The organism is Blastococcus sp. SYSU DS0669, from assembly GCF_054050895.1.
The window spans coordinates 68,827-80,745 of the sequence record NZ_JBJHAE010000008.1 but is presented as its reverse complement, the minus strand read 5'-3'; the positions used below and the strand labels follow the sequence as shown (position 1 = coordinate 80,745).

Here is an 11,919-nt window from a genome sequence, read left to right as displayed (position 1 = left end):
CCGGGTCTCAGATCGGGCGGACCGCGTCGATCGCGTCCAGCGCCTGCTCCCGGAGGCCGTCGGAGATGGGGGCCGACCCGGCGACCTCGGCGGCGGCTCGCTGCCCCTCGGGGCTGACCACGTAGGTCATGAAAGCCCGGAGCCGCTCGGCGACCTCCGGGTCGTCGTACTCCATGCAGCCGATGTGGTAGCTGACCAGCACGATGGGGTACTCGCCGGACCCGGTGGTGTCCCTGTTCAGCTCGATGACGACGTCGTGCTCACCGCGGCCCTCGAGGCGCGGGGAGTTCTCCACGACGGCCGCGGCGGCCTCGGCCGACGGGGCGACGAACTCCCCACCCACGCCGATGTTCGCGACGCCGAGGTCGCCGGCCTGGCTCAGGTCGGCGTAACCGATGGTGCCCTGCCCACCGCGGACGGCGGCCACGACCCCGGAGTTCCCCTGGGCCGCCTCGCCGCCGGGCACCGGCCAGCTGCCGTCGGGCTCGTGCGGCCACCCGCCGTCCGCCGCCTCGGCCAGGTACTCGGTGAAGTTCTCGGTGGTGCCCGACTCGTCCGCGCGGTTCACCGGGGCGATCGCCAGGTCGGGCAGCGCGGTCCCGGGGTTGTCGGCGGCGATCGCCGGGTCGTTCCAGCGGGTGATCCGCTGGTCGAAGATCCCGGCGAGGGTCCCCGGGGAGAGGTTGAGCTCGTCGACGCCGTCGACGTTGTAGACGACGGCGATGGGGGAGATGTAGTTCGGCAGCTCGAAGACGCCGGAGGGGCCGCAGCGCTCGGCGGCCTGCGCGAGCTCGTCGGCGTCCAACGCGGCGTCCGAGCCGGCGAAGTCGGTCCCACCTGCGAGGAACTGCTCGCGACCGCCGCCGGAGCCGATGGGGTCGTAGCTGACGTCCAGCCGGGGCTGGACGGCGCTGAAGCCGGCCGCCCAGCCCTGCATGGCCGCCTGCTGGGCGCTGGAGCCGGCCCCGACGAGGGAGCCGCTGAGCAGCTCTGCCCCCTCGTCCACCCTGGCGCGCTCGTTGGGCGGGACGTAGTTCGCCGCGAAGACGACGAAGCCACCGATGGCCACCGCGCCACCCAGGGCGGCGATGCGTCTGCGGGTAGTCACTCCGGCCTTCCACGGGTCGTCGGGCGTCCCGGACGGACACCGACCCACGAGGGTACGGCCCGGTGCACCGCAGCCGTGCCCGCCGTCCGGTGTCGCGCGCCCGGCCTCCGGCGTCGGCCCAGGCGGGGGCTCAGCGGTAGTTGTCGAACTGCAGGGCGACGTCGAGGTCCTTGCCGCGCAGCAGCTGCTGGACGGCCTGCAGGTCGTCGCGCTTCTTGCCGCTCACCCGCAGCTGGTCGCCCTGGATCTGCGCCTGGACGCCCTTGGGCCCCTCGTCCCGGATGATCTTCGCGATCTTCTTGGCGGTGTCGGACTCGATGCCCTGCTTGATCTTCGCGCCGATCTTGTAGCTCTTCCCCGAGGCCTGGGGCTCGCCGGCGTCCAGCACCTTGAGCGAGATGTTGCGCTTGATCAGCTTCTCCTTGAACACCTCCAGCGCCGCGGCGACGCGCTCCTCGGTGTCGGCCTGGAGCGTGACGCCGTCCTCGCCGGCCCACGCGATGGTCGCGTTGGTGCCGCGGAAGTCGAAGCGCTGCGAGAGCTCCTTGCCCGCCTGGTTGAGGGCGTTGTCGACCTCCTGGCGGTCGACCTTGCTCACGACGTCGAAGGATGCGTCGGCCATGTCGTTTCCTCTCCGTGCGGGACGAGGCCGCCACGGCGGCCCGTCGGTGGGGACCCGTCACGTGCCGGGGCCCTCGTCTTGTAGTCTCTCCCGCGTACCAATCGGGGCGGGTTGCCCGAGTGGCCAATGGGAGCGGACTGTAAATCCGTCGGCTTAGCCTACGAAGGTTCGAATCCTTCACCCGCCACGCCCGGTACGACGGCCCCCGACCACCCGGTCGGGGGCCCGTCGCCGTCCCGGGGCCGGATCAGGGCGCCGTCGGTGCCCGCGCACTGGAGACGGCGGTCCGCTCGAGCTGCTGCCCGGCCAGGAACAGCCAGCCGAACGCGATGTCCACGTACCGGGTGCACCGCACGGTCACCTCGGCCCCGTCGGTCTCGGCCGCCCAGCTGTCCAGCGCGAGGTCGCCGTCGGCCAGCTGGTCGGCCACCGCGGCCTGGGCGGCGGCGCGGCTGAGCGGGAGCTCGGTGCCCACCCCCTGCGCGTAGAGCACCGCCTCGTCGGCCCGGTTCGCCGCGGCGAGGGCGGCGCTGTCGCAGACCGACTGCACCTCCTGCTGCTCGAGGAAGGCGTCGGACGCCGCGATCGCCCCGACGGCCATCAGCGCGGCGACCAGCCAGCACACCAGGACGAACGGGAGCGTCGACCCGCGCTCGCGGTCGTCCTGGTCGGGGTGCACGCGCGGCAGCGTAAGCACCGACCCGCGGTTGTCCACGACCTGTGGACACGATCTGTGGACACTGTGGACGACGGTTCACCCGTCCTCGTGGCACCCGGCGGTTCCTGTGGACGGCGCGGGTGCGTGGATCACCGCTCGGCGGTCCGGGGACCGATCGCGCCGCCGGCGTCGAGGGCCGTGGGCCGCCCCCCGCCGGTGAAGTGGGTCACCCGTCGTGTGATCAATGTGGCGCACGGTTACGACTCGGCGTCGCCAGCGGCGTGTCGTGACCCTGATGCTTGTGGCGACCCGTGACGGGAAGGAGTGTCGCCCGCGCGGTCCGTATTCGACGACGCTCTGCCCCCGCGCGTGGATGGCTGCCGCATTCAGCCATTTTGTCGTGCCACGAGGGAGGCGCCATGAACAGCAGCATGCAGCGTGAGGACAGCTCGGCCCGCGGAGTCCGCTGGGGTCGGGGTGTGCGTTGGGGTCGTGGCGTCCGCTGGGGTCGCCAGGCCTGATCGGGCCGCCCCCCTGGTCCAGAAGGGGCAGTCGTCCCCTCCGGGGCGGCTGCCCCCTCCTCATGTTCGGGGCAGCACTTGCCGATCACCTCGGCGAGCGGGTCCCTCTCCCGCGTGCGGAGAGGGTGGCGGTGATCGACACCGCTGCTAGCCTTTCGCCCGCCCAACGACCGGGGAGAGTGCCGTGCACGTGGCTGAGCAGGAGGTCAGCGAGCGTAGTCGCTCGCGTACCGTCCGCAGCCCCTGGGTCGCCACAGGACTCGCGCTGGCCATTGCGGCGCCCTTGGGCGCGGCCCTGCTGACGCGCGGGGTGGATCCTGTGAGCGGCATCCTGCTGGGCGCCGTCTTCCTGGCCGCGGTGCTGGGGGAGTGGGTCTACGTCCACATCGAGTTCCGCCGCCAGAGCTTCGTGAACTCCGCCAGCGAGCTCGCCCTCGTGATCGCCCTGCTCGAGCTCGGTGGCGCCTGGACGGCGGTGACCCGAGCGGCGGCCGTCGGACTCGTGCTGGCGCTCCAGCGGTTCTCGCCGGCCAAGATCCTCTTCAACGTCGCCGTCGCGGTCATCGACAGCGCCGTCGCGGTGTTCGTGCTCGACCTGATGTCGGGCGGCGACGTCAGCCAGCCCTGGACCTGGATCTCCTGCCTGCTGGCGGTCTTCGCGGCCAACGCCGTCGCCGCCGTCATGGTGGCCGGGGCGATCACCGTGACCCAGGGGTACCCCGGGCGCTCGATCTGGACGAGCCTGCTGGTGCCGGTCGTCGTCGTGTCGCCGGTCGCCGTGCTCGTCGGCCTGGCGATCCTCCTGGTGCTGCACGTCACGCTGTGGTCGCTCCTCATCCTCGCGCCTCTCACGGCGGCCCTGGTCCTGCTGTACCGCCGGTTCGCGGAGGTGACCCGGGAGAGCCAGTCCCTGGAGCGCGTCTACGAGTTCGCGCGGCGGGTGGAGCAGGTCCAGCCCGACGAGGTGGGCACCCGCCACATCGTGCAGGCGGTGCAGGAGCTGCTGAACGCGGAGCGGGTCGCCCTCTGGCTGCCGCCCTACCTCGACGAGGGCCCGCGGTTGGTCGTCGCCACCGAGAGCGGTGCCGACTGGTACGACGGGCCCGGGGACCCCGACGACGTGCTGCGTCGCCGCGCGGTCGCCTCGTCGGGGGCCGTCCACGTCTCGGCCGGGCGTGCCGACGAGGCCCAGGCGGCGGCGCTCGCCCGCCGGGGGGTCGCGGAGGTGCTGGGCGCACCGGTCACCACGGCCGCAGGAGAACCGGGCTACCTGGAGGTCTGCGACCGCCGCAGCGACGCCGTCTCCTTCGGCAGCACCGAGCGCGGCGCCCTGGAGTCGATGCTCACCCACGTCAACGCGGCGATCCGGCAGCAGCAGCTGCTCACGCGCATCCGCTTCGACGCCGACCACGACCGCCTCACCGGGCTGCCCAACCGGCAGCGGCTCGCGGCGGAGATCGACGCGCTCGTGACCGCGGACCCGGCCGGTGACCGGGCCGGGCTCATCCTCGCCTCCCTGGGCACCTACGCCGACGTCACCGACACCCTCGGGCACGCCGCGAGCGACGAGCTGCTCCTGGTCACCGCCGGCCTGCTCCGCGAGCACGCCCCGCCGCGCGCCCTGCTGGCCCGCATGGAACGGGAGCAGTTCGCCGTCCTGCTCCCCGGCCTGTCGTTGAAGGCCACCGAGCAGGCGGCCCGGCGGCTGCGCGAGGCCGCGGCCACGCGCGTCCGGGTGGCCGGGCTGGACCTGGAGGTCTCGCTGACCATCGGCGTCGCGGCAGCCCCCGTGCACGGCACCGACGCGGGCACGCTCATGCAGCGCGCGGACGTGGCCCTGCTCGCGGCCGCGGAGTCGGGCGGCGTGGCCAGCTACCACCCGGTGCTCGACCAGCAGAGCCTGCGCCGCCTGCAGCTGGGCACCGAGCTGGAGCAGGCCATGGCCGACGGGCAGATCGGCGTCGTCTTCCAGCCGGTCATCGACGCCCAGACGTCGGACATCGTCTCGGTGGAGACGCTCGTCCGCTGGACCCACCCGCGCTACGGCAGCATCCCGCCCGAGGACGTCATCGGCCTCGCCGAGCAGATCGGCCGGATCGGCGCGGTCACCGACCACGTCCTGGACCTCGCGCTGGCCCGGTGCCGGCGCTGGCTGGACCAGGGCATCTCGCTCTCGGTCGCGGTGAACGTCTCCGCGTTCTCGCTGAGCGAGCCGAACCTCGTGGACCGCATCCGCGGCGCACTGGAGCGCCACCGCGTCCCCGGGGAGCTGCTCATCCTGGAGCTGACCGAGAGCAGCGTCGTCGACGACTCCGTGCGCGAGAGCCCCGTGCTGGACGAGCTGCACGACCTGGGGCTCCGGCTCTCCATGGACGACTTCGGCACCGGCTACTCGTCGCTCTCCCAGCTCCGGCACCTGCCCATCGACGAGTTGAAGATCGACAAGTCCTTCGTCCTCACCATGGCCACCAGCCAGGGGGAGTCCTTCATCGCGCGCTCGATCATCGAGCTGGCCCACAACCTGGGGCTGTGCGTCGTCGCCGAGGGCGTCGAGGACGAGATGACGCGCAACCAGCTCATCACCATGGGCTGCGACAAGCTCCAGGGCTTCCTGATCAGCCGGCCGCTGCCCGAGGACCGGCTGGAGAAGTGGCTGCTGGCACGCACCGGCGTGCGCTCGGCCGCGCCGGGGGCCACCTACCGCCGGCTGTTCGTCCGCACCTGAGACGGACCCACGGTCCCTCCGCCGCTCGCGACCCCGCGGCGGGGCCCCGACGCGGGGTCGTGCCAGCACGTCGCCGGCCTCCGGACGGGCCGCCCGGAGCGGCTGTTACAGTCGTCCCGCACGGTCCGGAGGGCCCCCGCCGGTCGCCACGAGCGGCTTGGTAGAGTCTTCGACGGCTCCGAGCACGCCCCTTTAGCTCAGTCGGCAGAGCGTCTCCATGGTAAGGAGAAGGTCTACGGTTCGATTCCGTAAAGGGGCTCTGGCAGTAACCTGACCTACCGGTCCTGTCGCGAGACCGGCCCGGGTGGTCATCCCGGCGGTGTAGCTCAGCCTGGTAGAGCAAGCGGCTCATAATCGCTGTGTCACCGGTTCAAGTCCGGTCACCGCTACTCCCGACGGACCCGGCATCCCGGGTCCGTCGCCGTGTCGGCATCCAGCCGGTTCGGCAGCAGGGCCCGGTCCCGGGTCCTGTCCCACAAGGCTAGGAGCACTCCCGTGGCAGCCACCGACGTCCGTCCGAAGATCACCCTGGCCTGCCAGGAGTGCAAGAACCGCAACTACATCACCCGCAAGAACCGGCGGAACGACCCCGACCGGCTCGAGCTGAAGAAGTACTGCCCGCGCGAGCGCAAGCACACGCTGCACCGCGAGACCCGCTGACGGTTCGCGGCTGCTGAGCGAGGGCGGGAGCATGGCGTTGGACCGGGCACTGGTCGGGCGCAGCTACCCGCCCTCTGCCGTCTACGAGGTCGGCCGGGCGAAGATCGCCGAGTTCGCGGCCGCCGTCGGCGCCACCGACCCGGTGCACCACGACGCCGACGCGGCCCGTGCGGCCGGCCACCCCGACGTCGTGGCGCCGCCGACGTTCGCCGTCGTGGTGAGCCTCGAGGCCGCCTTCGCGGTGCTCGCGGACGACGAGGTGGGGCTGGACTACAGCCGCGTCGTCCACGGCGAGCAGAAGTTCACCCACCACCGCCCGATCCGGGCCGGCGACCGGCTGGTCGCCACCACCACGATCGACGCCGCCCGCACCGTCGCCGGCAACGACCTGCTGACGGCCCGGGTGGAGCTCGCCACGGAGGACGGCGAGGCGGTCTGCACGGCCACCTCGATGCTCGTCGCGCGAGGTGCGGCATGACCGCAGAGGTCGGGACCGAGCTCCCCGAGCTGGTCCTCCGGGTCACCCGCGCCGACCTGGTCCGCTACGCCGGTGCCTCCGGCGACTTCAACCCCATCCACTGGAACGAGCGGGTGGCCCGCGAGGTCGGCCTGCCCGGCGTCATCGCCCACGGCATGCTGACCATGGCGCTCGCCGCCCGGGCGGTCACCGGCTGGACCGGGGATCCGGTGGCGCTGGTCGAGTACCAGGTCCGCTTCGGGCGGCCCGTGGTCGTCCCGGACGACGACCGGGGGGCGGAGCTGACCGTCCGCGGAAGGGTGGCCGCGCTGCTGGAGGACGGGCGGGCGCGGGTCGACCTCACCGTCACCAGCGACGGCGAGAAGGTGCTCTCCCTCGCCCGCGCGGTCGTCCGGCTGGCCTGACCGCCCGCGCCGCCGCCACGCCCGCGGTGGGGCCGGCGGCGGCGCCGCTGCTCAGCCGGCCGTGGAGAGCAGCCGCTGCAGCCGCGAGACGCCCTCGACCAGGTCGTCGTCGCCCAGCGCGTAGGACATCCGGATGTACCCGGGCGTCCCGAACGCCTCGCCCGGGACGACCGCGACCTCCGCCTGGTCGAGGATCAGCTCGGCCAGCTCCGCGCTGCTGCCGGCCGTGCGCCCGCCGATCGAGCGGCCGAGCAGCCCCTTGACCGACGGGTAGACGTAGAAGGCGCCGTGCGGCTCGGGGCAGGCGACGCCGGGGATCTCCCGCAGCATCGACACGATGGTCTGCCGGCGCCGGTCGAACGCCGTCCGCATCTCGGCGACCGCCGACAGGTCGCCGGTCAGCGCGGCGATGGCCGCGGCCTGCGGCACGTTCGCGACGTTCGACGTCGCGTGCGACTGGAGGTTCGTGGCGGCCTTGACGACGTCGGCCGGGCCCGCGATCCAGCCCACCCGCCAGCCGGTCATGGCGTAGGTCTTGGCGACGCCGTTCACCACGACGCACCGGTCGGCGAGCTCGGGCACCAGCACCGGCATCGACGGCGCCGAGGCCCCGCCGTAGGTCAGGTGCTCGTAGATCTCGTCGGTCAGCACCCAGAGACCGGCGTCGAGCGCCCAGCGGCCGATCTCCTCCACCTGCTCGGCCGGGTAGACCGCGCCCGTGGGGTTGGAGGGGGAGCAGAAGAGCAGGGCCTTGGTGCGCGGGGTGCGCGCCGCCTCGAGCTGCGCCGCCGACACCAGGTAGCCGCTCTGCTCGTCGGCCACCACCGGCACCGGCACGCCCCCGGCCAGCCGGATGGCCTCCGGGTAGGTGGTCCAGTAGGGCGCCGGCAGCAGGACCTCGTCGCCGGGGTCGAGCATCGTCGCGAAAGCCTCGTAGACCGCTTGCTTGCCGCCGTTGGTGACCAGCACCTGCGCGGGGGTCAGCCGCAGGCCGGAGTCGCGCGCCGTCTTGGCGACGATGGCCTCCTTCAGCGCGGGGAGGCCGCCGGCGGGGGTGTACCGGTGCATGGCCGGCGTCCGGGCCGCGGTGATCGCGGCCTCGACGACGTAGTCCGGCGTCGGGAAGTCGGGCTCGCCGGCTCCGAAGCCGATCACCGGCTTCCCGGCGGCCTTGAGCGCCTTCGCCTTGGCGTCCACGGCGAGCGTCGCGGACTCGGCGATGGCGCCGATGCGACGGGAGATGCGGCGCGCGGTGGGCGGCAGCTCGGTCGACTGGGAGGCGGACCCCGGTGCGGAGACGTCGGTCATGGGGCCATCGTGTCAAAGACCACGGCCGCGGGCTGCCCGCCCGGTCCGGCGCGGGTGGCCGACCGGGGGAGATGCCCCGGCCGGGGGCAGGCCCGGTGGGACGTTCGCTTCCGCCCGTCACGGTCCCGTACACTGGCTTCACCGGGGCCTGTTGACCCCGCCACCGGCGTGCCCCGGATCCCTTCCCGGGCCGGCGCCACCGTGGCGGCGAGACGCTCCGGGGCCCACCCAGGGCATAGGGGTGTAGCTCAATTGGCAGAGCAGCGGTCTCCAAAACCGCAGGCTGCAGGTTCAAGTCCTGTCACCCCTGCCAGCAGGACACCGGCACGACCGACCGACGGCCCTCGCGGGAGAGGCCACCACGACGAGGCGAGCGAGGCGCAGTGAGCGACGAGAAGCCGGGCCGCGAGGACGACGCGCGCGCCGCCTCCGACGCCGAGCTCACCGACGAGCAGCTGGACCGCGAGGCGCCGGGGGTCGACGACGCCGCCGCCCTCGAGGCCGCCGAGGACCAGGTGGCCGGCGACGCGGAGGCCGACGAGGACAAGGTCGTCGCCGCGCGGGACCGCAGCACCCGCCGGCGGGGCCGCATCACCGTCGACGGGGACGAGGACGACGAGCCCGCCACGCGGTCGCGTCGCGCCGCCCGGTCGGCCGCCGAGCCGGCTCGCGACGGCAGCCCGACCCGCTCCCGGGCGGCTGCGGAGCGGGCGCGCGCCGAGGAGCACCAGCCCCGGCGCTCGATCATGCGCTTCCTGCGCGAGGTGGTCGCCGAGCTGCGCAAGGTCATCTGGCCGGGCCGGCGGGAGCTGATCACCTACACGACCGTGGTGATCGTGTTCGTCGCGTTCATCGTCGCGCTGGTGGCCGGGCTCGACCTGCTCTTCGCGCAGGGCGTGCTCGCCGTCTTCGGTTGATCCGCCGTCCCCGCGCCTGAACGCCCCCTGACAAGGAAGAGACACCCTGTGACCGACCCCCGCGAGCCCTTCGAGACCGACAACGCGGTCGAAGGCACCGATCTGGACGACGCCCGATTCGACGAGCGCGGCACCGCCGACGTCGAGACCGGCGCCGGTGAGTCCGGTGCCGCCGAGGGGTCCAGCGACACCGCCGACCTGGGCGCGGGTGCCGCCATCTCCGACGGCGAGGTCGCCGACGCGACGCCGGAGATCGAGACCGGGAACCCCGACACGCTCGCCACCGACCCGGAGGCCGCGCCGGCCGGGGACTCCGAGGTCGCGGTCGAGGAGGACGAGGACCCGGTCGAGTCGCTGCGCAAGGCGCTGCGGATCGCCCCCGGCGACTGGTACGTCGTCCACTCGTACGCGGGCTACGAGAACAAGGTGAAGACCAACCTCGAGGCGCGCATCCAGTCCCTCGACGTGGAGGACTACATCTACCAGATCGAGGTGCCCACCGAGGAGGTCACCGAGATCAAGAACGGCAAGCGCTCGCAGGTCAACCGCAAGGTCCTGCCGGGCTACCTGCTGGTCCGCATGGAGCTCAACGACGAGTCGTGGGGCGCGGTGCGCAACACCCCCGGGGTCACCGGCTTCGTCGGCGCGACCTCCAAGCCGTCCCCGCTGACGATCGACGAGGTCGTGAAGATCCTCGCCCCGGCCACCACGCCGCAGGCGCCGCGGGCCGCCGAGGCCACCGCCGCGAGCTCGGGCGGCGCCGCCGCCGCGCCGGCCGCCGTCGTCGACTTCGAGGTGGGCGAGTCGGTCACCGTCATGGACGGCCCGTTCGCCACGTTGCCCGCCACCATCAACGAGATCAACGCCGAGCAGCAGAAGCTGCAGGTGCTGGTCTCCATCTTCGGCCGCGAGACGCCCGTCGAGCTCTCGTTCAGCCAGGTCCAGAAGATCTGACGGACGGGTCCGAAGACCTCACCACCCAACTGAACCGGAGAACAGAGCATGCCCCCCAGGAAGCGGTTGACCGCGGTCATCAAGCTCCAGATCAACGCCGGTGCGGCCACCCCCGCCCCGCCCGTGGGTCCGGCGCTGGGTCAGCACGGCGTCAACATCATGGAGTTCTGCAAGGCGTACAACGCCGCGACCGAGTCGCAGCGCGGCAACGTCATCCCCGTGGAGATCTCGGTCTTCGAGGACCGCACCTTCACGTTCGTCACCAAGACCCCGCCGGCGGCGCGCATGCTGCTGAAGGCCGCTGGTGTCGAGAAGGGCTCGGGCGAGCCGCACAAGACCAAGGTCGCCACGGTCACCCGTGACCAGGTCCGCGAGATCGCCACCACGAAGATGGCCGACCTCAACGCCAACGACCTCGACCAGGCCGAGAAGATCATCGCCGGCACCGCCCGGTCGATGGGCATCACCGTCACGGGCTGACCTCAGCCCGCACCCGCACCACCTGCACTCGTGGGAGGGCCACGCCTGGCCCGCGAACCACACGATCCCCGGCACCGTCCGGGCGAGAGGAACCACCATGGCGAAGCACGGCAAGAAGTTCCGCGCAGCGGCCGAGAAGGTCGACCGCGACAACCTGTACAGCCCGCTCCAGGCCACCTCGCTGGCCAAGGAGACGTCGACGACCGCCTACGACGCCACCGTCGAGGTGGCCATGCGCCTGGGCGTCGACCCGCGCAAGGCCGACCAGATGGTCCGCGGCACGGTCAACCTGCCGCACGGCACCGGCAAGACCGCCCGCGTCATCGTCTTCGCGACCGGTGACAAGGCCGCCGAGGCCGAGGCCGCCGGCGCCGACGTCGTGGGCTCCGACGACCTGATCGAGCGCATCCAGGGCGGCTTCCTGGACTTCGACGCCGCGATCGCGACGCCGGACCAGATGGCCAAGGTCGGTCGCATCGCCCGCATCCTCGGCCCCCGTGGCCTGATGCCCAACCCGAAGACCGGCACGGTGACCCCCGACGTCACCAAGGCTGTCAACGACATCAAGGGCGGGAAGATCAACTTCCGCGTCGACAAGCAGGCCAACCTGCACCTGGTCATCGGCAAGACCTCGTTCGACGAGGCCAAGCTGGTCGAGAACTACGCGGCCGCGCTCGACGAGGTGCTGCGCGCCAAGCCGTCGTCGGCCAAGGGGCGGTACCTGAAGAAGGTCACCATCTCGACCACGATGGGCCCGGGTATCCCGGTCGACCCGAACCGCACCCGCAACCTGACGGTCGACGAGTAGAAGGACCACCCTTCCCCCCACGCCTCGCATGCTCGGCGCGGGCCCCTGAAGGGTGGCCGTTCCATCGCCTCGCCACGGCCCCGCTGCGCACCCGCGCGGCGGGGCCGTCGTCGTGTGGGGTACTCTTGCCACCGTTCCCCCCAAGACCGCTGGTCGTCGCACGTCCGCGTGCGATCGAAGGTCCCGGAGCACCGGGCGACCCGCGCAGGAGGACGGTTCGATCGGCAGGCGCTCGCGCCCGCCCCTCGCCCCGTGCGCCCTGCGCCGGGGCGTTCC

General features: G+C 72.6%; 12 protein-coding genes and 4 tRNA genes. 12 read left to right on the top strand and 4 right to left on the bottom strand.

What is annotated here, in order from left to right; all coding sequences use genetic code 11:
• Positions 1–7: 7 nt before the first annotated feature.
• Both pstS and ACI792_RS10935 read right to left on the bottom strand, forming a co-directional pair.
• Positions 8–1,108: a phosphate ABC transporter substrate-binding protein PstS gene (gene pstS / locus ACI792_RS10940; RefSeq protein ID WP_456602593.1), complete on the bottom strand. Its 1,101-nt coding sequence runs from the start codon at positions 1,106–1,108 to the stop codon at positions 8–10.
• A 130-nt stretch (positions 1,109–1,238) separates the two neighbouring features.
• Complete coding sequence (locus ACI792_RS10935; protein ID WP_456579697.1) at positions 1,239–1,730, bottom strand: YajQ family cyclic di-GMP-binding protein; 492 nt, start codon at positions 1,728–1,730, stop codon at positions 1,239–1,241.
• Between the two features lie 105 nt (positions 1,731–1,835).
• On the opposite strand from ACI792_RS10935, the gene ACI792_RS10930 reads away from it, so the two are divergent.
• Positions 1,836–1,917, top strand: a tRNA-Tyr gene (locus ACI792_RS10930).
• A gap of 60 nt (positions 1,918–1,977) precedes the next feature.
• On the opposite strand, the gene ACI792_RS10925 is transcribed toward ACI792_RS10930, so the two are convergent.
• Positions 1,978–2,409 carry a pilus assembly protein TadG-related protein gene (locus tag ACI792_RS10925; protein ID WP_456579696.1) on the bottom strand — a complete coding sequence of 144 codons (432 nt, stop codon included), beginning with the start codon at positions 2,407–2,409 and terminating at the stop codon, positions 1,978–1,980.
• An 819-nt stretch (positions 2,410–3,228) separates the two neighbouring features.
• Here ACI792_RS10925 and ACI792_RS10920 point away from each other — a divergent pair.
• The 6 genes from ACI792_RS10920 to ACI792_RS10895 all read left to right on the top strand — a co-directional run bounded on the left by ACI792_RS10920 (position 3,229) and on the right by ACI792_RS10895 (position 7,176).
• Complete coding sequence (locus tag ACI792_RS10920; protein ID WP_456602592.1) at positions 3,229–5,634, top strand: putative bifunctional diguanylate cyclase/phosphodiesterase; 2,406 nt, start codon at positions 3,229–3,231, stop codon at positions 5,632–5,634.
• Between the two features lie 186 nt (positions 5,635–5,820).
• Positions 5,821–5,893 (top strand) — tRNA-Thr (locus ACI792_RS10915).
• Between the two features lie 56 nt (positions 5,894–5,949).
• Positions 5,950–6,023, top strand: a tRNA-Met gene (locus tag ACI792_RS10910).
• A gap of 106 nt (positions 6,024–6,129) precedes the next feature.
• Complete coding sequence (gene rpmG, locus ACI792_RS10905) at positions 6,130–6,294, top strand: 50S ribosomal protein L33 (protein ID WP_014378026.1); 165 nt, start codon at positions 6,130–6,132, stop codon at positions 6,292–6,294.
• Between the two features lie 31 nt (positions 6,295–6,325).
• Entirely contained in the window at positions 6,326–6,772 is a 447-nt protein-coding gene (locus ACI792_RS10900; protein ID WP_456602591.1) for an FAS1-like dehydratase domain-containing protein, read from the top strand.
• Entirely contained in the window at positions 6,769–7,176 is a 408-nt protein-coding gene (locus tag ACI792_RS10895; RefSeq protein ID WP_456602590.1) for a MaoC family dehydratase, read from the top strand. Before ACI792_RS10900 ends, ACI792_RS10895 begins: the two co-directional genes overlap by 4 nt.
• Before the next feature lie 51 nt (positions 7,177–7,227).
• Here the strand turns inward: ACI792_RS10895 and ACI792_RS10890 are convergent, their stop codons facing one another.
• Positions 7,228–8,484 (bottom strand): pyridoxal phosphate-dependent aminotransferase, encoded by a 1,257-nt coding sequence (locus ACI792_RS10890; protein WP_456602589.1) that lies wholly within the window; start codon positions 8,482–8,484, stop codon positions 7,228–7,230.
• 237 nt (positions 8,485–8,721) lie between these two features.
• Between ACI792_RS10890 and ACI792_RS10885 the strand changes: the two genes are divergently transcribed.
• The 5 genes from ACI792_RS10885 to rplA all read left to right on the top strand — a co-directional run bounded on the left by ACI792_RS10885 (position 8,722) and on the right by rplA (position 11,643).
• Positions 8,722–8,797: transfer RNA gene (locus ACI792_RS10885), tRNA-Trp, on the top strand.
• A 70-nt stretch (positions 8,798–8,867) separates the two neighbouring features.
• Complete coding sequence (gene secE, locus ACI792_RS10880; protein ID WP_456602588.1) at positions 8,868–9,401, top strand: preprotein translocase subunit SecE; 534 nt, start codon at positions 8,868–8,870, stop codon at positions 9,399–9,401.
• A 48-nt stretch (positions 9,402–9,449) separates the two neighbouring features.
• Positions 9,450–10,355 (top strand): transcription termination/antitermination protein NusG, encoded by a 906-nt coding sequence (nusG, locus tag ACI792_RS10875; RefSeq protein WP_456602587.1) that lies wholly within the window; start codon positions 9,450–9,452, stop codon positions 10,353–10,355.
• 48 nt (positions 10,356–10,403) lie between these two features.
• Complete coding sequence (gene rplK, locus ACI792_RS10870; RefSeq protein ID WP_456579689.1) at positions 10,404–10,835, top strand: 50S ribosomal protein L11; 432 nt, start codon at positions 10,404–10,406, stop codon at positions 10,833–10,835.
• Positions 10,836–10,932: 97 nt separating this feature from the next.
• A complete protein-coding gene (rplA, locus tag ACI792_RS10865) occupies positions 10,933–11,643 on the top strand; it encodes a 50S ribosomal protein L1 (RefSeq protein WP_456602586.1) in 711 nt (236 codons plus the stop codon).
• Positions 11,644–11,919: the final 276 nt, after the last annotated feature.